The sequence below is a fragment of the Agrobacterium tumefaciens genome, from assembly GCF_005221385.1.
Classification (GTDB): domain Bacteria; phylum Pseudomonadota; class Alphaproteobacteria; order Rhizobiales; family Rhizobiaceae; genus Agrobacterium; species Agrobacterium tomkonis.
The window spans coordinates 1,871,855-1,894,229 of the sequence record NZ_CP039904.1 but is presented as its reverse complement, the minus strand read 5'-3'; the positions used below and the strand labels follow the sequence as shown (position 1 = coordinate 1,894,229).

Here is a 22,375-nt window from a genome sequence, read left to right as displayed (position 1 = left end):
CCGTTTCCGGTTCAGATCGGATAATGCAGCGGCCCGTCCTGCAGTGTAACCCAGCGCAGTTCGGTGAATTCCGCAATGCCCGCCGTGCCGCCGAAACGGCCGTATCCGGAGGCCTTGACGCCGCCGAAGGGCATCTGCGCTTCATCGTGAACGGTCGGGCCGTTGATGTGGCATATGCCGCTTTCAATGCGGGCGGCAATGGAAAGCGCCCGTGCCTGATCCCTGCCGAAAATCGCGGCGGACAGGCCGAACTCGGTTTCATTGGCGATGCTCACCGCCTCATCGATGCTGCCGGCCCTGATGATGGAGACGACAGGACCGAAACTTTCCTCCGAATAGAGCCGCATGGCGGGAGTGACGCCATCGACGGCAATCGCATCGAGCATCGTGCCGTTGCCGCCGCCACCGGCGACCTGCCGTGCACCCTTGGAGACGGCGTCATCCACCAGCGCCCGGATACGGGCGGTCGCTTCGGCGCTGACCAGCGAGCCGAGCGGTGTTTTGCCCTCACGCGGATCGCCGGCCGTGAGGCTCGAAGCTTTTTTGGCAAAGGCCTCGACAAATGTATCGGCAACGCTGTCGAGCACGATGATGCGCTCCGTCGACATGCAGATCTGGCCCTGATTCATATAAGCGCCGAAGGCCGCAGCCGCGACAGCCGCATCGATATCGGCATCGTCGAGCACGATGAACGGCGCCTTGCCGCCAAGCTCCAGAAGCGCCGGTTTCAGGTAACGACCGGCCGTTTCAGCAATCACGCGGCCGACACGGGTCGAGCCGGTGAAATTCACGCGTCTGACGGCGGGGTGTGCGATCAGCGTATCGACGATCTTTGCCGCGTCTTCCGGCGCATTGGAGACGGCGTTGAGCACGCCCTTCGGCAGACCCGCCGAAGCGACGGCTTCGATGATCAGCGCATGGGTGCGTGGGCAAAGTTCCGAGGTCTTCATGACAACCGTATTGCCGCAGGCAAGCGGCGTGGCGATGGAGCGCACGCCGAGAATGACCGGCGCATTCCACGGCGCAATGGACAGCACGACACCCGCCGGCTGGCGCAGCGCCATCGCCATGGTTCCGGGACGGTTGGAGGGGATGATCTCGCCCTTGATCTGGGTCGTCAGGCTCGCCGCCTCCACCAGCATGTCGCTCGCCAGTTTGACGTTGAAGCCGGCCCAGGCATCGGTTGCGCCGATTTCTTCCTTCATCGCCTGGGTAATATCAGGCCCGGCGGCAAGAAGCGCCTGCGCGGCGGCCAGAAGCAGGCGACGGCGTTCACCGGGCGGCGTTGCCGACCAGACCGGGAAAGCGGCGGCCGCGGCATCGGCGGCACGGGTAGCGTCCTCCACCGTTGCCGCCGCCGCACTGGTCGCCACGTCGCCGGTAATGGGGTTGCTGCGTTCGAAGCGCTTGCCGCTTGTGGCCGGGCAATGGTCGCCGGCGATGAAAAGATTGGCAGTCTGCATGGTCTTCCTCCTGAATTCAGACAATGGCGGCGGTGGTGCCGCCGAGAAACGCCCGTTGCACGGCGGGATCGGCGGACAGGGCCTCAGCCGTGCCCGCCCCGACAGTCCGTCCTGCTTCCAGCAAATAACCGCGATCGGCAAGCGCAAGGCTTTCACGTACATTCTGCTCCACGAGCAGAATGGAAAGGCCGCTCTTTTTGATCTCCGCCAGGGCGGCAAAAAGTTCCTGCGTGACGATGGGCGCAAGGCCGAGGCTCGGCTCGTCCAGCAACAGATAATCGGGTGCCGACATCAGCGCCCGTCCGATGGCGACCATCTGCTGCTCGCCGCCGGACATGGTGCCTGCAAGCTGCTGCCGCCGCTCGGCAAGGCGCGGAAATAGCGAGAAAATATGTTCGCGAGTCGTCTTTTCCGCTGAACGGGCATGGCGGGGATTGGCCCCGAGACGGAGATTGTCCTCCACCGTCAGCGCCGCGAAAATTCCGCGCCCCTCCGGCACCAGCGCCACGCCCCGCTCCACGATCTGATGGGCGGGGACAGCGGCAAGCGACGTGCCATTGACGCGCACCTCGCCGGAGGCCGGAGCCACCATGCCGCCGACCGCTTTCAGCAGTGAAGACTTGCCGGCGCCATTGGCGCCAAGCAGCACCACCGTTTCGCCCTTGGCGACATTGAGCGATATGCCGTCAACCGCGAGATGTTTGCCGTAACGGATTGTCAGTGCATCTATTTCAAGCATGTGCCGCTCCCAGATAGGCGGAAATGACCTGCGGATCATCAAGCACCACTGCCGTCGGCCCATCGGCGATCTTGCGACCGGCCGCCATGACCACGGAGCGCGGGCAGAGCGCGCGCACGGCGGCCATGATGTGTTCCACCAGCAGGATCGTCGTTCCCTGCGATGCCAGCCGCCGGATCAGCGCTATTCCTTCCTGAAGTTCGGTGGGGTTGAGGCCCGCAAGCCATTCGTCAAGAAGCAGAAGCTTCGGTTCGCCCGCCAGCGCACGCGCCAGTTCAAGGCGTTTCTGATCGATATAGGTGAGATCGCCGGCAGGCATCGTCTCCCGCCCCGCAAGGCCAATCCTTTCGAGGCAGGCCCGCGCGACCTTCTCCGCCTCGGCACGCGACAGACGTTGCGGACCGAACATGGCCGACACCGCGACATTTTCGAGCAGGGAAAGCGACGGCAAAAGTCGCACTAGCTGGAAGGTGCGTGCCACGCCGGCGCGCGCAATCACATCCGGCCGCCGGCCGGCAATCTCCTGCCCTTTCAGCCGTATCGATCCTTCCGTCGGCTTCAGCGCCCCGGAGATCAGGTTCATCAGCGTCGTCTTGCCGGAACCGTTCGGCCCGAGCAGCCCGACGACCTCGCCGGCCTCGATGGTGAGACCAAGACCATCCACCGCCTTCAGCCCGCCGAAGGTCTTGCGGATATCGGTGATTTCGAGAACGGCGCTCATGCGGCTTTCTCCTTTTTGCGCAACTTCTCCAGCGCCGCCAGCACGCCATCCGGCAGCACGAAGACAATGAGGATGAAGAGAGCGCCGAGAATGATGGAAAAATGGTTGGGGAAGTTCGCGCCCAGCCACTCGAACAGCAGGAACAGCGGCACCGCACCGAGAATGGGTCCCCAGCGGCGTGTGGCTCCGCCAAGCAGGGCCATGATGACGGTGAGGAACGATACCTGCGGATTAAAGACGATGGCTGGCTCGATATAGACCCAGCGCGGGGCCTGAATGGCGCCGACAAGCGTGATGAGCGTGGCCGACAGCACAAAGAGCGTCAGCTTGGTGCGGGCGAGATTAATGCCCGCATGGGCGGCCACGACCTCGTCGTCACCGATTGCCTTCAGCGCCAGTCCGAGCTTGCTGCGGTCGATGAGGATCGCCAGCAGAAGAGTGACGACAGCCAGCGCCAGCAATTGCCACAGCACATGCTGCGGCTCCAGCGGCAGGAAGATGTAACGCCCCAGCGTGCCGGTCACATTCACCTCATACCAGGTGATGAGCTGGCGGATGAGTTCGGCAAGACCGAAGGAAAAGATCACGAAATAAATGCCCGCGACGCGCAATGTGGAAAGCCCGACGACAAGCGCCAGCGCCGCGCCGACAAGAGCCGCGCACAGGAGCACGAGTGGCCAGGGCAGAACCTCGCTCAGCACCGCGACCGTATAGGCCCCGACGCCGAAGAAGGCGACGGTGGCGAGCGAAATATAGCGGGTCGGGCCGGAGAACATCGCCCAGGCAGAGGCGAGCGTCGCATAACCCAGAAGGCCGATGATGACGCCGACGCCATAGGCATCGAAAAAGAATGGGGAAAGCGCCAGCAGCGCGGCTGCGGCAAGGCCGATGAGAAGCGGGATCATTTGCCCCTCCTTGCGAAGATGCCTTCCGGACGCCAGAGCAGCACCACGAGAAAGAGCAGATAGGTGGCGGCAAGCGTGAGGCCGGGATCGACATAAACAAGCACGAAGGTTTCCACGAGGCCGAGCAGCAGGCCGGCAACCAGCGCGCCGAGCAGATTGCCGACACCGCCCATGATGACGACGACAAGCGCCTTCATGGTGAAGACCACGCCATAGGAGGCAGAGAAGGTCTGATACATCGAAATCATCACCCCGCCCGCCACGGCGAGTGCGCCGCCAAGTGCAAAGCCGATCGAGGCCACACGGTTCACATCGATGCCGACCAGCGGTGCGGATTTGGGCGCCAGCGCCACAGCCCGCAGGTTGAGACCCCAGCGGCTGTGGGTGAGCGCCAGATAAAGCCCGCCGCCAATCGCGACAGACAGGCCGAAGGACAGGAGCCGGTTCAGCGCCACCGTCGTGCCGAAGATGTCGACGCCATCGGCGAGATAGGAATAGGAATGGTAGTTGCCGCCGAATACCACGAGCATGATGCCCTGGATAACGAAGAGCAGCCCGAAGGTCGCCAGAATGGAATCAACTTCCAGACGGCCGGAGCCGCCCGAACGGCGCACCAGCGGCCGCATCATGACCCGGTAGATCACGAAAGACAGGACGTAACCGAGCGGCACGATGATGAAAAGCGACCAGAGCGGCGACAGGCCATAGCTGGAAAACAGCACGAAGGCGATGAAGGCAGCCGCAATCAGCACTTCGCCATAGGCAAGGTTCATGATGCGGGCGATGCCATATTGCAGCGAAAGTCCAAGCGCGATCAGCGCATAGGTCCCTCCCAGCATCAAGCCGAAGATGAGGGTGGATAAAAACAAGGGAATGTCTCCAGTATGGAAGATGGCCGAAGCCTTCCGGCCGGGGTTCACGGCCCCGGCCGGCAAAGGCTCACCATTGCGGCTTCGGAACGACCGGCTTCGCCGCGCCTGCACGGTCCGCGGGCGCAATCGCCACGAAACGGTCACCCTGCCATTGCCCCGCCCACCAGAGCTGGCGAAGCTGGTTGTCTTCAAGCTTGACCGGGCCGATCACAGTCTCGAAGCTTCCAGTCGAAAGCTCGCCCGCAACCGCCGCCTTGTCGAGACCGACGCGCTGGATGGACTGGGCCAGCATTTCGAGGCTCGCATAGGTGATGGCACTTGCCCAGCTGTCCGGCTTGGTGCCGATGAAGGCTTCGTGGCGTTTGAAATAGTCCTCGATCTTGTCGCTGCTGCCATCGACGCCGCCGATGCTGATCACGCCCTCCTGCTTGCCATCGGAAACCTTCGGGAAGATCGGGAAAGCACCGCCGACGCCGACATAAAGCACCTTCGGGTTGAACTTCGCCGTTTGCGCCTGTTTCGTTACCGCAAAACTGTCGGGCGGATAGGAAAAGGCGATGAAGCTGTCCGCACCGCTCGCCGCCGCCTCGTTGACCAGTGCTGCGAAATCCGAAGTGCCGACCGGATAGGTCTTGTCGTAGGCAAGTGTGAAACCCGCTTCCTTCAGCGCCGGCCGCGCGGCCTTGATGAGATCGATGCCGAAACCGTCAGCCACGGAAATCACCGCGACCTTGTCGTTGATCTGGCCGGCATCGCGCGCGGCTTTCAAAACATCGGCGAGCGCATTGGCATAGTCATGACCGCCGCCCAGCATCCAGAAGCTCTTTTTCCAGCGCGCTGCAAAATCCGGCGCCTTGTCGGTCACGCCGGTCACAGCCAGCTGCGGATAACCAAAACGGTCGTAAAGCGGCGCGACGGCCAGATTGAAGCCCGTGCCCCAGGGCGGCAGAATGAAATCGACCTTGTCCTGGCTGGCCAGACGCTCGGTGAACCGTACCGCATCCTCGGCCGAGGAACGGTCGTCATATTCCACCACTTCCACCGGCAGGCGCTTGCCATCCGGCAGGGTGAGGCCACCGGCATCGTTGACCTCCTTCACCCATAATTTGTAGTTCGGAATGGTGGTGATGCCAGCACCCGTGGCATTGGCGCCGCTTTTGGAAACGGCATAACCGATCTTCACCGAGGTGCGGTCCTGCGCAATGGCGTGACCGAAAGATACCGCCGACAGGGCAGCACCAGAGAGCAGGCAGAACAGCGTTCTGCGCTTCAGACTATTCATGATGTTCCTCCCAAAGCGCCTTATCGGGGTTGCCGTTCTCCTCAAGGCTTTCCCCTGCGCTGATCAAAGTTTAGCAATGACAGCCGCATATAAAATGCACTAATGTAGCGCATTATTGTACTTTTGGAGGCCGAATGCCGCTGTACAGCCAGATTGCCGGCAATCGCGTGGAGATCACGGCGCGCACCCTCGCCTCGACGTTGCGCGTATCGGAATTCCGGCTGGAATCGGATAGCGCCCATCTGCTTCTCCTTTCAGCCGGGGAAGCGGAGATCATACAGGGTGAAAAGACGTTGCCTGTCCCGGCGCCGGGGCTTGTCTGGCTGCCCATCGGCCCCGCCGGCCGCCTGCGGCTGAATGCCGGAAGCCGTGGATCGCTGCTGAGGACGAGCGAAATCGGGCTTGCCCATGCGATGCCCACCGGCACGAGCGCGAGCGCCGTGCGCAATATATTGCAGCGTGTTCTGACGCAGGCGCCGGCGGAGAAGGACCGGCAGGAACTGGCGGGTTATCTCGAGACCATCGCCAGCGAAAATGTCCGCGCGACAACCGGTTCGGACACGATCATCGCCAGCCTGCTCTCCGTCACCCTCATCCGCATCTGCCAGCACGCCATCGCCGATATTGCCGCAGCCCTCTCGACCCCCGGCAGCCTCACCGAGCGTTTCGTGCTGCTCGTCAGCCAGCACAAACGCGATCAATGGGGTGTGGAAGACTATGCGAGGCAACTCGGCGTCAACCGCGAACGTCTTGGATTTGCGGTGCGCAAGGCGACGGGGCTTTCGCCACAGGCCTATATTCATCGCGAACTGCTCTCCGAAGCGCGCGATCTTCTTCTGAACTCTTCACTGCAAGTCGCTGAAATCGCATTCCGATTGGGATTTCAGGACCCCGGCTATTTCAATCGCTTCTTCACCCGCAACGAAGGCACCTCACCCGGCCGTTTCCGGCGAATGGGGATGCGCATGCAAAACGTGCCGCCGCCATCCTATGCGGCATGGCCGTGACTGTTCTGGTGTGAGAGCGCCACGCCGGCACCGGCAGGGTCAGTCCCTGCCGGTCCGCTTCATTCCAGTCAGAAAAACCTACCACCCCAGACCTTCACTCGGTCGCGATCCGTTTTGGAAGGACGAGATCATCGACGGAATAGGCGTGGAATTCGCTCTTCGAAACCGTATCCAGCCGCCTGAATTTCTCAACGAAAACCGGGTCGGTAAAGAACTCGTCGACATTGCCGGCATCCTGGATCGCTTCGATATTGACGACGGTCAGGCCGTCCTTGCTTTTCGCGAGGTTGCTCCAGAGAAATCCTTCCTTCCGTTCCGCAACGTAGTGGACAACGTCCTGGATGATGGCAAAGGCTTCTTCCTGCTTGCCCGGGTGAACGTGGATGACGTTGACGATGAAGGTTGTGGCAGCAGGCGCGCCTGAAAAGCAGGCAATCGGTGTCGTTTCCATTGATATCTCCGTTTGATACGCACAGCCCTTATCGGCGTGGCACGGTCTGGATATCTCCTCGGAAATAGCGGATAAACGGGCCGCAACTCTCAACATATCGGAAAATATTTCCGCAATGGGGCAATCTTGGACAAGCTTGGTACGCTCGGCATCTTCGTTCAGGTGGCCGAAGCCGGTAGTTTCGTCGCGGCGGGACACCGTCTGGGAATATCCGGCTCCGCGGTTGGAAAAGCCGTCGCCCGGCTGGAAGACGAACTGGGTGTTCGTCTCTTCAATCGCTCGACGCGCAGCATCGCCCTCACGGAAGAGGGAAGCTATTTTCTGGACACCTGCCGGCGCATCCAGTCGGAATATGAGGAAGCGCAGGCGAAACTGTCGCGATCACAGGCCGTCCCGCGCGGGCAGCTGCGTGTCAGCCTGCCGCTTGCGGGCATGTTGCTGATGCCGACGATATCCACTTTCATGAGCACTTATCCGGAGATCAATCTCGATCTCGATTTCACCGATCGCATCGTCGATGTCATCGAGGAGGGTTTCGACGCCGTGATCCGCACCGGCGATTTGAAAGACACACGCCTGATGAGCCGAAAGCTCGGAACATTCCGGCATGTGATCGTCGCGTCACCCGAATATCTTTCCGCACACGGTTGCCCCAAAGAACCGGAAGATCTACTCCTGCATCGCTGCCTGCACCACCGCTTTGCCAATTCCGGCAAGCTGGAACCCTGGCCACTCGTTCGCGATGGGCAGGAAATCAAGCTGAACCTTCCGGCAACCACCGTGGCAAGCACGCTCGAGCCGTTGATCCACCTCGCTCAGCACGCCTTCGGCATCACATGTCTTCCACTCTTCGCAGCGGCCTCTGAAATCGCGGAGGGAAAACTGGTATCCGTGCTTGATGACTACCTGGCGGCGACCGGCGCCTTCCGGGTGCTATGGCCCACAAGCCGGTATCTATCACCCAAGGTGCGGGTATTCGTAGACTATATGGCGGCCAATCTCTTCAAGCCGTGAAGACTTAACAGACGTCTACCCCGGAAATAAATCGCATGCGGCTAGATATTGCTATCTTGCAGCCGCGCGACCCCACTCCGGTGCCGCCCGATCGGCAGCATCATCGGCTTGCCCGATGTCGGATCTTCGATGACCCGGCTTTCGATGCCGAAAACGCGGCGGACATTCTCTTCCGTCAACACCTCTTCCGGCGTGCCGCAGACATGCAGCTTTCCGTCCCGCATGGCCACGAGATGATCGGCATACCGGGCCGCAAGATTGAGATCGTGCAGCACCATGACGATGGTGGTCTCCCGGGCATGGTTAAGGTCAGTCAGAAGGTCCAGCACTTCGACCTGATGGCTGATATCGAGGAAGGTGGTCGGTTCATCCAGCAGCAATATGTCGGTCTGCTGGGCAAGCGCCATGGCGATCCAGACGCGTTGCCGCTGGCCGCCCGACAGTTCATCCACCGGCCGTTCGGCAAGCTCCACCGTATCGGTGGCGATGAGGGCTGCCGCAACCGCCTCGTCGTCCTGCCGCGACCAGCGGGCGAAAAGGCCGTGGTGCGGATGCCGGCCACGGCTGACGAGATCAGCCACGACAATGCCCTCCGGCGCGATCGGCGACTGCGGCAGCAGGCCCATGCGCTGCGCCAGTTCTTTCGAAGGAAGCCGGTGGATCGACTTGCCATCAAGCAGGACCTGACCGGCGCGGGGCGTGATGAGCCGAGACATGCTGCGCAGCAGGGTGGACTTGCCGCAGGCGTTGGCGCCGACAATGACCGTGATCCTGCCGCGCGGAACAACGAGGTCCAGCCCTTCGATAATAAGGGTTTCACCGTAGCCGGCGGAAAGGCCGCTTACGGAAAGGGAGTGGCCGGTCATAACGAGCCTCCGCTGCGGTTGACCCGCACGATAAGGTAAATCAGATAGGGCGCGCCCAGCGCGCCGGTAACGACGCCGACCGGGTAACGGCCCGGCAGCAGGAACTGGCCGCAATAATCCCCCACCAGCACCAGAACCGCGCCGACAAGTGCTGCGGGAATGAGCAGCGAGCCGTTGCTGCCGACGATACGCGCGGCGATCGGCCCCGACAGGAACGCGACAAAGGCAATGGGACCTGAGACCGCCGTGGCAAAAGCGATCATCCCCACGGCGGCGATGATGACGATGATGCGCGTTTTCCCGACCCGCACACCGAGCGCGGCGGCCGCATCATCACCGAGGCGGAGCGCCTCAAGATCGCGCGCACGGCTGATGAGAAGCCCGCCGAACAGGATAAGCGCGATGAGGAGCGGCGAGGTCTGGGCAAGTTTGGCGCCATTGACGCTGCCCGTCAGCCAGCGCATCGCCTCCTGCAGTGTCCATGCCGGCGCGGCGGAGAGGATATAGGCAATGACGCTTTCCAGCATGGCCGAAACGCCGATGCCGACGAGGATCAGCCGTGTTCCCGCCACGCCGTTGCGGAAGGAGAGGAGATAGACCAGCAGCGCAATGCCAAGACCGGCGATGACGGCAAAGACCGAGACGAGCGGCCCGTTCAGCTGCAGCACGACGATGGCGAAGACGGCCGCCGCGCTTGCGCCGGAACTGATGCCGATAATATCGGGGCTGGCGAGCGGATTGCGCAGCATGATCTGAAAGGAAACACCGCCCAGCCCGAAGCTCAGCCCGGCCAGCACAGAGAGCAGCGCGCGCGGCAGGCGCAGTTGCCCAACGGTGAAACTGACGCCGGCAATATCCTCGCCAGCCAAGACGCGGATCACCTCACCGGGCGGAGTAAAGGATTGCCCCAGCATCAGCGTCAGGGTGAATGCGGCAATCAGGAGGGCCGACAGAATGGCGATGACAAGGCGACGCCGGCGGTGGCGGGTCTGGCGGTTCAAGACCAATGTGTCGATGACGGCAGCGTGCATGGTCATAGTTCACGCACCCGCTGGCGTCTGACGATCCAGATGAAGAACGGCGCTCCGACCAGCGCGGTGACGATGCCGACATCAAGTTCCGACGGTCGTGCGACGATACGGCCGACAATATCGGCAGCAAGCAGCAGGCAGGCGCCGCCAAGCGCGGAAAACGGCAGCAGCCAGCGATTGTCGACACCAACAAGCAGCCGGCACAGATGCGGCACCACCAGCCCGACAAAGCCGATAGGCCCGCAGATGGCTGTGGCCGCACCGCAGAGCAGAATGGCGCCGAAGGAGGCAACGGCTCTGGCGACAGCGACATTTTCGCCAAGGCCGGCAGCAAGCTCGTCCCCCAGCGCCAGCGAATTCAGCCTGCGCGCCGAAAGCAGACTGATGGCAAAACCGGCGGCGAGAAACGGCAGCACGGTCTCGATGCGCTCGAAGGTCGCGCCGCCGACGCCGCCGATCTGCCAGGCGCGAATGCCACCGGCAATATCGCTGTGCGGCAGCACCACGGCGATGACCAGTGACGAGAAGGCAACGGATGTGGCGGCACCGGCAAGTGCCAGTTTCAGCGGCGTCGCCCCGCCGCGTCCCAGCGAACCAACGACATAAACGAAAACGGCAGAGATACCTGCGCCAACAATCGCGGCAATGATGAAAGCCTGCGAAGAGGCAATGCCGAACCAGACGATGGCGATGACGACGGCGAGCGACGCACCCATATTGACGCCGAGAATGCCGGGATCGGCCAGCGGATTGCGAGTGACGCCTTGCATGATCGCTCCTGCCAGACCGAGCGCCGCACCGGCCAGAAGCGCAAGTACCGTGCGCGGCAGGCGGACCGCGACGGCCGCTTCCGCAACCGTCTCAACCCTGCCGGCAAGCGCTGCGGTAATATCGGCCAGCGATACGTCACGCGTGCCGATGGCAACCGAAAGCGCGCAAAGGACCGCAAGTAGCGCCAGCACGATGCCAAGCCAGAGTGCGCGCCTGCGGCTGGAGCGACCGGCATATGGCAGGGTGGGAGCGCCGTCGGCCCCAGGCATTGTCATTGCGGTTTCCCGGTGGATTTCTCAGCGGCCTTTGCCAGTAGGTCGGCATAGTCCTTCAGCACCCAGGAAATCGACAGCGGTGTGGGATTGGATGCTGTTCCGAGCGGATCGCGCCCCAGCATGACGATGGCATCATGGGAAACGGCCGGCATACGGGCCAAAAGCGGATCGGCGCGCATGGCATTCAGCAGCGGCTTGCTGCCATAGGTCACGACAATATCGACATCGTCGAAGGCATCGACACGCTCGGCGCTGACGCCGGCGGCGAACTGTCCCGGTTTCGTTGCTTCCACGACGCTTTTTGGCGAGGCGAGCCCGAGATCGGCGAAAAACTTCACCCGGCTGTCATTGGCGGTGTAAAAATTGACGACGCTGAGATTGGTGGCATCGAGATGGGTGACGAACATCGCCGACTTGCCCTTCAGCTGCGGATGGCCGGCGACCACCTCGGCAATCTCCGTCTCGATGCGTTTGATCAGCGCTTCACCTTCCGCAACCATGCCAAGGCCGGCGCTGTTCAGCCGGATCATGTCCCGCCAGTCCGTCGCCCATGGAGAGACGGGATAGGCGACCACGGGCGCAATCTGGCTCAGCGTATCGTAGTCGGACTGGCTGAGACCGGAATAGGCCGCGAGAATGACATCCGGCTGCGTTGCCGCCACCGCCTCGAAATCGATGCCGTCGCCCTCGTCAAACAAAACCGGTTTATCCGCCCTGAGTTCGGCAAGCCGCTTTGCCACCCAGGGCAGCAGGCCATCGCCGTCATCATCGCCAAAGTTGGCGGCGGCGAAACCGACAGGCACGACGCCGAGAGCAAGCGGTACCTCATGGTTTGCCCAGGCGACGGTGGCGACGCGCTTCGGTTTGCCGGCAATCGTCGTGGTGCCGAAGGCATGTTTGATGACGATGGGATAGCTCGTCGTCTCGTCCGCCGCGGCAGCAGTCGGCACGATTATCGACAGGAAAAGCAAAACGGCCGGCACGAGACCGCTAAACAGGCGAAGCATGGGCGAAGCTCTCAAAGGTTCAAAAGTGGACTTGAACTCTCAGCTTCACATGCCCCCGTCAAGCCTAAGGAAGATATGCGGCCCGAACAGCGGTGAAATTTCCGGGGTTTTGTACAAAACCGCAAAAAGTTACAATACCGGACAAACTTTCTCAAGTTATTGGCGCTTCGAGAGTGGGCCGTGTAAGCGGCGATAGGGACATCAACTTCTGGAACGCACCAATGAATATCGAAATCGAAGGCAGAAACCGCAAAACCGCGCCGCATCGTTACGGGCAAGCGGCCCTGCTTGCCTGCACGGCGCTTGTCGTCGCCCTGCCCGGCCGATCGCTGGCGCAGGAAGCTGCCACGACGGGCGGCAGCACGGTTCTGGAACGGATCACCATCGACAGCGGCGACAATGACCAGAAGTCCATCGTCGCCACCCGCACAACGAGCGGCAGCAAGATGGCGACCGATATTCTCGACACGCCTGCCTCTGTTTCCGTCATCACCGCCAGGGAAATGCAGCAGCGCGGTGTGCAGACCGTGGAAGAAGCGCTGCAATATACCGCCGGCGTGACCACGGATTTCTACGGCTCCGACGATCGTTTCGACTATTTCAAGATTCGCGGCTTCGATGCCTATACCTATCGGGACGGCCTGACGCTCGGCCGCCCCTTCGGTGCGCCACGCGAAGAGACCTATGCCTATGAGCGCGTGGAAGTGCTGAAAGGCGGCAACTCCACCACGTTTGGCGTCTCGGATCCCGGCGGTTCTGTCAACTACTCCACCAAGGTGCCGAAACGCGCCCGTTTCGGCGAAGCCTATGTCACCGGCGGTTCCTATAGTCGCGCCGAGACTGGCTTCGATTTCGGCGACAACATCACCAGCGACGACACATTGTCCTACCGTCTGACCGGCAAGCTCAGAAATGCCGATGCGGAATATGACTATTCGCGCGATGATGAGAAATTTTTCATGGGCGGCCTGACCTGGCGTCCGACCGATGTCACCAGCCTGACCGTGGTTTACGACCACCTCAACAAGGATGGCGTTCCCGGCGGCGGCGGCCATCCGGTCGGTTCGCATTTCGACCGCAGCCGCTTCTTCGGTGAGCCGGACTACAACTATCGCGGCACCAACCGCAACTCGCTGAGCGTGATGTTCGACCACGACTTCGGCTCCGGCCTGACGCTGAGTTCCAATGCGCGCTACAGCAAGACCAATAACGATTTCGGTTACGCCTATATCTCGTCGACGCCGACCAACGGTTCGACGATCGCCAACCGGTCCTATTTCGGCAACGAGACCGAGACCGAAAACTTCCTGATCGACACGCGCCTGCAATACGATACGCGGTTTGAAAATGTCGAAAGCCGCAGCCTCGTCGGCGTCTTCTACAACGACTACACCTCCGGCAGCAAAAACTACTTCGGCTCGGCCCCAAGCATCAACTGGATGAACCCGGTCTATACCGGTGCCCCCGCCTCCGTGCCGCTCTTCTCCAACTCGCTGACGGACCAGAAAACCAAGGCAATCTACCTGCAGCAGGACCTGACCTTCTTCGACAGGCTGATCGTCAGCGCCGGCCTGCGCAACGACTGGATCGACACCGACCAGACCAACCGGCTGAACGGTACGACGGCGAGCGGCGACATTAGCGAACTGACCAAGCGCATCGGCGTGTCCTACAAGGTCACCAATGAAATCGCGCCCTATATCAGCTACGCCGAATCGGTGGTGCCGGCATCGGGCCTCAGCGTTGAACCGGAACGCGGCGAGCAGATCGAGCTTGGTATCAAATACCGGCCGGAGGCTTTCCCCGCCCTGTTCACCGCCTCGATCTACGACCTGAAGAAAAACAACATCACCGTCACCAGCCCGATCACCAGCCTGCCGACCACGATCGGTGAAGTGCGCGTGCGCGGTCTCGATCTGGAAGCCAAGGCGGAAGTCACCGACAATCTCAGCCTGACGGCCGCCTATTCCTATCTCGACGCGGAAATCACCGAAAACGGCACGGGCGGCAATGTCGGCAACCGGCCGCAATTCGTGCCGGAACATCAGGCCTCGCTGTGGGTCAACTATACGCTTGAGGGCAACGACCACTTCGGCGACATGACCTTTGGTCTCGGTGGCCGCTACACCGGCGCCTATTATTTCGACAATGCCAACAAGGTCTCAACCGGCAGCAGTGTCACCGTGGATGCGGCATTCAGCTACAAGATCCAGGAAACCGCCTCTCTGGATGTGAATGTTTCCAACCTCTTCAACGAAAAACACGTCGCTTATGGTGGTTTCGGCGCTGACTTCTACAATCCCGGCCGGGCGTTTTCCGTCACCCTGCGCAAGACGTGGTGAACGTCGCGATTAGCAATATTTTTCAGAGTATTAGGTATATTTCCTAATTCTAAACGTCATCCTCGGGCTTGTCCCGAGGATCTAACCACATCGCATCAAGTCAGAAGGTAGCAGATCCTCGGGACAAGCCCGAGGATGACGTAGAGCAACGTCTGTGGAATTGCGCCACCGGTGAACGTGGACGGGACCAGACCGACCCGTTATCAAAGCAGCCTGTGCATGCGCCGCCAGGCGGCCGGCGTATTGCCCACCAAGTGGCGGAAGGCCTTGGTCAGATGGGCCTGATCGGAAAAACCAAGCTGCGCGGCGATATCGGCAACGGTCAGATCACCTTCCAGCAGAAGTTTCTGGGCGGCATTGATACGCCGCTCCAGCTGCCATTGCAGCGGTGTCTTGCCCGTGGTCTGGCGAAACACGGTGGCGAACCAGCTTTCGGAAAGCCCGACAATATCTGCCATTTCGGCAACTGTCATGCGGTCGTCACCGCGTTTTTCGACCCGGGCGAGCAGCCTGTTCATCTGCGCCTGCGTCAGCCTGCCATTGGCCTGTTCCGGGGTTGGACCGGGAATATCCAGCAATCCAGCGACGATCCCGCCAATCAGGCTTTCGGCATAAAGCGGATGTTTCGAAGGCTCGGCCAGCTCATCGACAAGCAAGCCTGCCAGCGTTTCCACCGCACCGATATCCTGTATCTCGACCGGACGGCGTAGCGCCGTCATGGCCGCAGAACCGCCGACCGCTGGCGACAGGAAGCGCAAAAGCCGGTCTTTGTGGATATGCAGGTTGAGATGGGAAAAGCGATGCGTGGCATTGCTGCTCGTCCACATCGGCACGCCGGCCGGCACATAGACCGCCCGCGTCATCGGCCGCGAATGCTGCGAAAACTCGCCATCGCGGTTGGAAATCCGGATCCGCGACGAGACATCGTTGAAGAAAATCATGATGCGGGGATCGGCGGCCAGATAATAACCCTTCGCCCCCATCTGGCTTTCGGCCTCCCAGAAAGCGCTGACGAGCCCGTCGAACTGGCGCCATTTGACCGGCGCAGTGACGCTGATCCCTTCCGTGTGCCAGGTCATGGAATGCCAGAAACTCAAAGCGGTTACCGTCCGGTTGTCGAGCCGAGGTTGGGGACGCGGGAAGCGGCGAATGCCGCAACAGACATCGCGCCCCTACGCCAATAACATGACTTATCAATTCATGTTAATAGCAAAGATCGTTATAAAGAGAAACATTCGCTTGCGCGGCAGTTCTGGAACCTCCGCCCGCACCGCCCGTTAAATCCATGACAGGACCTCAACACGGGAGATGAACATGGATCGCAAGAAGGAAGCGGGCGATTTCGCCGACAAGAAGCGCGAAGAACAGGGCCACGGTGTCATCGTTGCCGGGCCGGATGCGCATGAAAATGAAAAAGGCGGCAAGGCGCCGTCGGGGAAAGCCGAAAAACCGGCCGCTGACCGGTCGGTTTCATCATCCGACCGCCGCTGACAGTTTCTTTTGATCCCGACAGCCGCAAGTTACGCATCCCCTTTCATGCGTCATCACGGGTTAACGCCCGAGGGTAACGCAGCACCTGGATGGCTTTGACAAGATCAAAAAAACCTCCCCGATCGCTCGGGGAGGTTTTGCCTTATCGGGTACTCGCCTTTCCGCTCAGACGAGGTCGAAACGGTCGGCGTTCATCACCTTCGTCCAGGCGGCAATGAAGTCACGGACGAATTTTTCCCTGCTATCGTCCTGCGCATACACTTCCGCATAGGCGCGCAGGATGGAGTTGGAGCCAACCACGAGGTCGACACGGGTCGCCGTAAATCTGGCTGCGCCGGTCTTGCGGTCACGAATCTCGTAGAGATTGTTGCCGGTCGGAACCCAGGAATAGGCCATATCCGTCAGCGTCGTGAAGAAGTCCGTCGTCAGCGCGCCGGGCTTGTCCGTGAAAACGCCATGCGCCGCGCCGCCATAATTGGCACCTATGACGCGCAGGCCACCGATGAGGACGGTCAGTTCCGGCGCTGTGAGGCCGAGAAGCTGCGCCCGGTCGAGCAACAGTTCTTCAGGGCTGACGACATAGTCCTTCTTGATCCAGTTGCGGAAACCATCCGCCAGCGGCTCAAGCGGGGCAAAGCTGTCGGCATCCGTCTGCTCGGCGGAAGCATCGCCACGGCCGGCCGCGAAAGGCACGGCAATATCGAAGCCAGCCGCTCTCGCTGCCTGTTCCACACCGTAATTGCCGGCGAGAACGATCACATCCGCGATGCTCACCCCGGTTTCACGGGCGATCGGCTCGAGAACCGAAAGCACGCGGGAAAGACGGGCGGGCTCGTTGCCTTCCCAGTCCTTCTGCGGTGCGAGGCGAATGCGCGCGCCATTGGCGCCGCCGCGCTTGTCCGAACCGCGGAAGGTGCGGGCGCTGTCCCATGCGGTCGCAACCAGATCGGCGACCGGCAGGCCGGCAGCAGCGATCTTGGCCTTGATGGCAGCGACGTCGTAGGTGGTGGAGCCTGCTGGGATCGGATCCTGCCAGATCAGGTCTTCAGCCGGAACATCCGGACCGATGTAACGGGACTTAGGCCCCATGTCGCGATGCGTCAGCTTGAACCAGGCGCGGGCGAAGACGTCGGAGAAGTGGTCCTGGTCGTCCTTGAACTTCAGCGAAATCTCGCGGTAGATCGGATCGACCTTAAGGGCCATGTCGGCATCGGTCATCATCGGGATGGTGCGGATCGAGGCATCCTCGACGTCGACAGGCTTGTCATCCTCGGCGATGGTGATCGGCGCCCATTGCGAAGCACCGGCGGGGCTGTGCGTCAAGGTCCACTCATGCTTGAACAGCATGTCGAAGAAGCCGTTGTCCCACTTGGTCGGCTCGCTCGTCCAGGCGCCTTCGATGCCCGACACCACGGTGTCACGGCCAATACCGCGGCCCTTGGTGTTGATCCAGCCAAGGCCCTGATATTCCGGGCCTGCGGCTTCCGGATCGGGGCTGAGATTGGCGGCGCTGCCATTGCCGTGCGATTTGCCGATGGTGTGGCCGCCGGCGGTCAGTGCCACGGTTTCCTCATCATCCATACCCATGCGGGCAAAGGTTTCGCGCATCTGCGCCGCCGTCGCCAGCGGATCGGACTTGCCGTTGACGCCTTCCGGGTTGACGTAGATGAGGCCCATCTGCACGGCGGCAAGCGGGTTTTCCAGCGTCTCTGGCTTGCTCACATCGCCGTAGCGACCATCGCTCGGCGCCAGCCATTCCTTCTCGTCACCCCAATAGGTGTCCTTTTCCGGAGCCCAGATATCTTCACGACCGAAGGCAAAACCGAAGGTCTTCAGACCTGCAACGTCGTAGGCGATGGTGCCGGCGAGCGCGATGAGGTCAGCCCAGGAAATCTTGTTGCCGTATTTCTTCTTGATCGGCCACAGCAGGCGGCGACCCTTGTCGGTGTTGACATTGTCCGGCCAGGAATTGAGCGGGGCAAAACGCTGGTTGCCGGTGTTGGCGCCACCGCGACCGTCCGTCACGCGGTAGGAACCGGCCGCATGCCAGGTAACACGTGCCATCATGCCGACATAGCTGCCCCAGTCCGCCGGCCACCATTCCTGGCTGTCCGTCATCAGCGCACGCAGATCGGCCTTGAGGGCCTCGACGTCGAGCGTCTTCAGGGCTTCGCGATAATTGAAGGAGGTGCCGAGCGGATTGGTCTTGGTGTCGTGCTGATGCAGGATGTCGAGGTTCAGCGCATTCGGCCACCATTCGGTCACCGATTTACCGGAGGCCGTATTGCCTCCATGCATGACAGGACACTTGCCAGCTGGTTTTGAAGTTGCGTCCATTTCGCCCTCCGATGGGTTTAGCAATTAAACAAAATAATCAGTTCGACATGTGCAGCATTCCGAGCCAGAGGCGGCGGCAGGTCATGGGAAGACCGTGCAGCGACGCTGGTGACCTTTCACAGCTACAGCTTCTTTCTGTCATGAAGATGACTAACAGCCGGGTTCCATAATTTCCAATTGTATATTCTAAAGGCTGCGATATGCTGAGCTTATGATTGCGCTCTCCATGAAACATCTCCGTTATTTCGACGCGCTGGCCAAGATCGGCCATTTCGGACGGGCGGCGGAAGCCTGCGCCATTTCCCAACCGGCGCTCTCGCTGCAAATCCGCGAGCTGGAGGAACTGATCGGCGCGCCGCTCGTCGAACGCGGCAGCCGCCAGATCAGGCTGACGACGCTTGGCGAGGAATTCGCCGAGCGCACCCGTTCGATCCTGCGGTCGGTGGATGAGTTGCAGGATCTGGCGCGTGCGGGCCAAGGCCCTCTCAGCGGCCGCCTGCGCATCGGCGTCATCCCCACTGTCGCGCCTTATCTTTTACCACAGGTCATCAAAACACTCACCCGGCATTATCCGGGGCTGGAGGCGCGGCCGCGCGAGGCGGTGACGCAAAAACTGATCGAAGACCTGCTGGAAGCGCGGCTGGATATGGCGATCGTCGCGCTGCCCGTATCGGAACCCGCCCTCGAAGAGGTTCCGCTGTTTTCGGAGGAATTCATTCTCGTGCGGCCCATGGAGGACGCTGGCATGCCGGTGCCGAGCGCCGACAAGCTGGGTGAAATGCGCCTGCTGCTGCTGGAGGAAGGCCATTGCTTCCGCAATCAGGCGCTTTCCTTCTGCAGCACGACCAATGCGCCACCGCGCGTGCTTATGGAAGGCAGTTCGCTTTCCACCCTCGTACAGATGGTTGGCGCTGGCATCGGCGTCACGCTCATTCCGCAGATGGCGGTCGATATGGAGACGCGGCAATCCACCGTCTCGGTGTTCCGGCTGGCGGAACCGCGCCCGTCGCGCACCATCGGCATGGTGTGGCGCAAGAGCAATCCGCTGTCCGGGCAGTTCAGCCATATTGCCGAGATTGTCCGCGAATGCGGTCTCCAGAAACTTGGCATCGCCTGATCCATCTGCAGCAGAATCCGACGTCCGCACCACCAGCAGGGAACCCGAATGTGAGCAGACCGAATTATCGCGATATCGCCCGCCTTGCGGGTGTCGGGACAGCAACGGTCGAGCGGGTGCTGAACGGGCGTGGCGGTGTTCGCGCCGAACTCGTGGAAAAGGTCGTCATCGCCGCGCGGGAATTGGACTATCCCCGCACCCTGCCGGAAACCCACCGCGGATTGCTTCGCATAGAAGTGCTGATGGTACGCCCCGAAACCACCTTTTATCGGAGGCTTTCCAAGGCCTTCGAAAGAATTGCCGCAACGCTCGACCCTCTTGTCGTCGTTCACCGCAGCTTTGCTGAAGAAATGAAGCCGGAAGAACTGGCAAGCCGCATTATCGCCGCCGGCGAAGCGCGCGCCGGCCTGATCCTCGCTGTTCCAAGCAGCCCGGCGGTCAGGGCTGCGGTCGAAGCAGTGGTCGCCCGCGGCATTCCCGTCGTCCATGTCGTCACGCGCGCCTCGGCCGAAAAGGGTGAGTTCATCGGCATCGACAATGGTGCGGCGGGACGGACGGCGGCACATTTCATCACCCGCATGGCGCACCGGGACGGCCCGGTCATAGCGCTCTGCCATCCGATCTATCAGGTTCATCGCGACCGTATCAGCGGCTTTTCCGACTATTTCCGCGATCATCCCGGGAAACATCATTTCGAATGGCTGGGTTTTACCCGCGATGACGAATATTACAGCGCCGAGGCTCTGCGCATGGCGCTCGATCTCTACCCCGACATGGCCGGCCTTTATAATGTTGGCGGCGCCAATGCCGCGCTGATCGACGTTCTTCGCCGTCACCCGCGCGGAGGAGACATCTTCTTCGTCGGCCATGAATTGACCGATTATACCCGCAAGGCGCTGAACGACGGCATCATGGACATCGTGCTCGATCAGGCGCCCGAGGCGCAGGCCCGCCGGGCGCTGGACCTTGTCCTGAAAAGGATCGGCCTTACCGATATCGAACCTGACAGCGCGCCCATTCGCTTCGTCACCATCACCGCGCAGAGCCTTTGATCTGATTTGATCAAGGAAGGTTTCGGCTTTCACCGCCCTCACTGCTAATTTTGCGTCAGGGAGGAAGGTCGCAGATCGTGAGGAGCGACGGGCGACCACGGCGTGCAAACGTCCCCTTCATCGTGAGAACTTGCGCGGGCGTATCGGGAGCGATCGTCCGAAGGAGAGCGCTATGGACGATCTGAAATATGGAACGCGCAACAAGCGCGGCGACTGGGCGCCGAACCAGCCGGTGGAAACGGCGCCGCTATTCGCCTTTCCGCCCCGCCTCATGGCACTGTTAAAATGGCTGCCGCATTATTTCCTGCCCTGGAATGCGATCTTCGCGCTTTCTGCCATCGCCTATTGGGCATGGGTCATCCCACCCGTGGAAACCATGGCGAGCCTCGGCTTCGGCTGGATCGCCTGGCTCTATGCGGTCAATGCGGTCTGCGTCTTCCTCTTTTACGGCGGCTTCGAACTGCATCTCTATATTCTGAAGCGGCAGGAAAACCGTTTCAAATATAACGGCAAGTTTCCGGCCGAACAAAAGAGCAAGGCCTTCTGGTTCGAAAGCCAGAACCTCGACAACATCCTGCGCACCTTCCTTTCCGGCGTGACCATCTGGACCGCCATCGAAGTGGCAATGCTGTGGGCCTATGCCAATGGTTATGCGCCCTGGCTCAGCTTTGCCGAAAATCCGTGGACGCTCGCCGCCGTGGCGCTTGTCGTGCCGATCATCCACGAATTTCACTTCTTCTGCGTTCACCGGCTCATCCATATTCCGCTGCTCTACAAATGGGTGCATTCCGTCCACCATAATTCAGTGAACCCGTCGCCATGGTCGTCGCTCTCCATGCATCCGGTCGAGCATCTCCTGTATTTCGGCACGGCCTTTTATCACCTGATCCTGCCGTCCAACCCGGTCCTCATGCTCTACCAGCTGCACTATGCGGGTTTCGGCGCGATCCCCGGCCATGTCGGCTTCGACAAGGTCGAGATCGGCGAGGACGGGCTGGTCGATAGCCATGCCTATGCGCATTACCTCCACCACAAATATTTCGAGGTGAATTACGGCGATGCCCTCATCCCGCTCGATCGGTGGTTCGGCACCTGGCACGACGGCTCGGCCGAGGGGGAAGCCCGCATGCAGGAACGCTATCGCAAACGCAAAGAAAAACTCGCGGCCCGCAAGGCGCGCAACACAATCGGGGAGGCAGCCGAATGAGCTGGGTTTCAGCCTGCAGACTTGACGACATCGAACAGGAAGGCGCAATCCGCTTCGACCACGCCGGGCGCACCTATGCGATCTATCGCGCCCCGGATGACAGCGTTTATTGCACCGCGGGACTCTGCACCCACGAGGCGATCCATCTTGCCGAAGGGCTGGTGATGGATTTCGAGGTGGAATGTCCCAAGCATTCCGGCGCTTTCGATTACCGCACCGGCGAAGCGCTGCGGCTTCCCGCCTGCGAGAATCTCAAAACCTATCCGGCCGAAGTGGTGGACGGCGAAGTGCGCGTCACCATCGGCTAGAGCATTTCGAGGAAAAGTGGAACCCGGTTTTCCGTCCGGAAATGCGACAAAACAAAGAGTTAGAGCGGTTTCGCGATTCGAAGAAAAGCGAAAACGCTCTAAGCCGAGCTTTCGAGC

21 protein-coding genes are annotated in these 22,375 nt (G+C 61.1%); 8 read left to right on the top strand and 13 right to left on the bottom strand.

Annotation, left to right across the window (positions count from 1 at the left end; genetic code table 11):
- Positions 1-11: 11 nt before the first annotated feature.
- From CFBP6623_RS23915 to CFBP6623_RS23890, 6 genes are all read right to left on the bottom strand, one after another.
- On the bottom strand, positions 12-1,463 hold the full coding sequence (locus CFBP6623_RS23915; RefSeq protein ID WP_080843050.1) for an aldehyde dehydrogenase: 1,452 nt from the start codon (positions 1,461-1,463) through the stop codon (positions 12-14).
- A gap of 16 nt (positions 1,464-1,479) precedes the next feature.
- Complete coding sequence (locus CFBP6623_RS23910) at positions 1,480-2,202, bottom strand: ABC transporter ATP-binding protein (protein ID WP_080843049.1); 723 nt, start codon at positions 2,200-2,202, stop codon at positions 1,480-1,482.
- Positions 2,195-2,923, bottom strand: a complete 729-nt coding sequence (locus CFBP6623_RS23905; RefSeq protein WP_080843048.1) for an ABC transporter ATP-binding protein — start codon at positions 2,921-2,923, stop codon at positions 2,195-2,197. The genes CFBP6623_RS23910 and CFBP6623_RS23905 overlap by 8 nt, the downstream gene beginning before the upstream one ends.
- Entirely contained in the window at positions 2,920-3,828 is a 909-nt protein-coding gene (locus tag CFBP6623_RS23900) for a branched-chain amino acid ABC transporter permease (RefSeq protein WP_046801184.1), read from the bottom strand. Before CFBP6623_RS23900 ends, CFBP6623_RS23905 begins: the two co-directional genes overlap by 4 nt.
- Positions 3,825-4,697 (bottom strand): branched-chain amino acid ABC transporter permease, encoded by an 873-nt coding sequence (locus tag CFBP6623_RS23895; RefSeq protein ID WP_080843047.1) that lies wholly within the window; start codon positions 4,695-4,697, stop codon positions 3,825-3,827. Before CFBP6623_RS23895 ends, CFBP6623_RS23900 begins: the two co-directional genes overlap by 4 nt.
- Before the next feature lie 70 nt (positions 4,698-4,767).
- Complete coding sequence (locus CFBP6623_RS23890) at positions 4,768-5,982, bottom strand: amino acid ABC transporter substrate-binding protein (protein ID WP_080843046.1); 1,215 nt, start codon at positions 5,980-5,982, stop codon at positions 4,768-4,770.
- Between the two features lie 134 nt (positions 5,983-6,116).
- On the opposite strand from CFBP6623_RS23890, the gene CFBP6623_RS23885 reads away from it, so the two are divergent.
- Entirely contained in the window at positions 6,117-6,989 is an 873-nt protein-coding gene (locus CFBP6623_RS23885; protein WP_080843045.1) for a helix-turn-helix transcriptional regulator, read from the top strand.
- Between the two features lie 94 nt (positions 6,990-7,083).
- Here CFBP6623_RS23885 and CFBP6623_RS23880 read toward each other — a convergent pair whose 3' ends face one another.
- Positions 7,084-7,440, bottom strand: a complete 357-nt coding sequence (locus tag CFBP6623_RS23880; RefSeq protein ID WP_080843044.1) for an antibiotic biosynthesis monooxygenase — start codon at positions 7,438-7,440, stop codon at positions 7,084-7,086.
- Between the two features lie 126 nt (positions 7,441-7,566).
- On the opposite strand from CFBP6623_RS23880, the gene CFBP6623_RS23875 reads away from it, so the two are divergent.
- The gene (locus CFBP6623_RS23875; protein ID WP_080843043.1) at positions 7,567-8,454 is read left to right on the top strand and encodes a LysR family transcriptional regulator; all 888 of its coding nucleotides are present in this window, start codon (positions 7,567-7,569) and stop codon (positions 8,452-8,454) included.
- A gap of 41 nt (positions 8,455-8,495) precedes the next feature.
- Here CFBP6623_RS23875 and CFBP6623_RS23870 read toward each other — a convergent pair whose 3' ends face one another.
- Genes CFBP6623_RS23870 through CFBP6623_RS23855 form a run of 4 tightly spaced genes read right to left on the bottom strand, consistent with a single transcriptional unit; the run spans position 8,496 to position 12,404 of the window.
- Positions 8,496-9,320, bottom strand: coding sequence for an ABC transporter ATP-binding protein (locus CFBP6623_RS23870; protein ID WP_080843042.1), 825 nt, complete (start codon positions 9,318-9,320; stop codon positions 8,496-8,498).
- A complete protein-coding gene (locus CFBP6623_RS23865; protein WP_137002586.1) occupies positions 9,317-10,357 on the bottom strand; it encodes a FecCD family ABC transporter permease in 1,041 nt (346 codons plus the stop codon). The genes CFBP6623_RS23870 and CFBP6623_RS23865 overlap by 4 nt, the downstream gene beginning before the upstream one ends.
- The gene (locus tag CFBP6623_RS23860; protein ID WP_408606505.1) at positions 10,354-11,391 is read right to left on the bottom strand and encodes a FecCD family ABC transporter permease; all 1,038 of its coding nucleotides are present in this window, start codon (positions 11,389-11,391) and stop codon (positions 10,354-10,356) included. Before CFBP6623_RS23860 ends, CFBP6623_RS23865 begins: the two co-directional genes overlap by 4 nt.
- 2 nt (positions 11,392-11,393) lie before the next feature.
- Complete coding sequence (locus tag CFBP6623_RS23855; protein ID WP_080843039.1) at positions 11,394-12,404, bottom strand: iron-siderophore ABC transporter substrate-binding protein; 1,011 nt, start codon at positions 12,402-12,404, stop codon at positions 11,394-11,396.
- Positions 12,405-12,625: 221 nt separating this feature from the next.
- On the opposite strand from CFBP6623_RS23855, the gene CFBP6623_RS23850 reads away from it, so the two are divergent.
- Positions 12,626-14,746, top strand: coding sequence for a TonB-dependent siderophore receptor (locus CFBP6623_RS23850; RefSeq protein ID WP_080843038.1), 2,121 nt, complete (start codon positions 12,626-12,628; stop codon positions 14,744-14,746).
- A gap of 203 nt (positions 14,747-14,949) precedes the next feature.
- Here CFBP6623_RS23850 and CFBP6623_RS23845 read toward each other — a convergent pair whose 3' ends face one another.
- The gene (locus CFBP6623_RS23845) at positions 14,950-15,843 is read right to left on the bottom strand and encodes a helix-turn-helix domain-containing protein (RefSeq protein ID WP_208613760.1); all 894 of its coding nucleotides are present in this window, start codon (positions 15,841-15,843) and stop codon (positions 14,950-14,952) included.
- A 217-nt stretch (positions 15,844-16,060) separates the two neighbouring features.
- On the opposite strand from CFBP6623_RS23845, the gene CFBP6623_RS23840 reads away from it, so the two are divergent.
- Positions 16,061-16,237: a hypothetical protein gene (locus tag CFBP6623_RS23840; RefSeq protein WP_052820419.1), complete on the top strand. Its 177-nt coding sequence runs from the start codon at positions 16,061-16,063 to the stop codon at positions 16,235-16,237.
- Positions 16,238-16,402: 165 nt separating this feature from the next.
- Here the strand turns inward: CFBP6623_RS23840 and katG are convergent, their stop codons facing one another.
- A complete protein-coding gene (katG, locus tag CFBP6623_RS23835) occupies positions 16,403-18,574 on the bottom strand; it encodes a catalase/peroxidase HPI (protein WP_080843036.1) in 2,172 nt (723 codons plus the stop codon).
- A gap of 211 nt (positions 18,575-18,785) precedes the next feature.
- Here katG and CFBP6623_RS23830 point away from each other — a divergent pair, with 211 nt between their 5' ends.
- The 4 genes from CFBP6623_RS23830 (at position 18,786) to CFBP6623_RS23815 (ending at position 22,258) form a co-directional block, all read left to right on the top strand.
- On the top strand, positions 18,786-19,691 hold the full coding sequence (locus CFBP6623_RS23830) for a hydrogen peroxide-inducible genes activator (RefSeq protein ID WP_080843035.1): 906 nt from the start codon (positions 18,786-18,788) through the stop codon (positions 19,689-19,691).
- A 50-nt stretch (positions 19,692-19,741) separates the two neighbouring features.
- The gene (locus CFBP6623_RS23825) at positions 19,742-20,743 is read left to right on the top strand and encodes a LacI family DNA-binding transcriptional regulator (protein ID WP_080843034.1); all 1,002 of its coding nucleotides are present in this window, start codon (positions 19,742-19,744) and stop codon (positions 20,741-20,743) included.
- A 172-nt stretch (positions 20,744-20,915) separates the two neighbouring features.
- On the top strand, positions 20,916-21,950 hold the full coding sequence (locus tag CFBP6623_RS23820) for a sterol desaturase family protein (RefSeq protein WP_046801169.1): 1,035 nt from the start codon (positions 20,916-20,918) through the stop codon (positions 21,948-21,950).
- Positions 21,947-22,258 (top strand): MocE family 2Fe-2S type ferredoxin, encoded by a 312-nt coding sequence (locus CFBP6623_RS23815; RefSeq protein WP_046801168.1) that lies wholly within the window; start codon positions 21,947-21,949, stop codon positions 22,256-22,258. Before CFBP6623_RS23820 ends, CFBP6623_RS23815 begins: the two co-directional genes overlap by 4 nt.
- Positions 22,259-22,375: the final 117 nt, after the last annotated feature.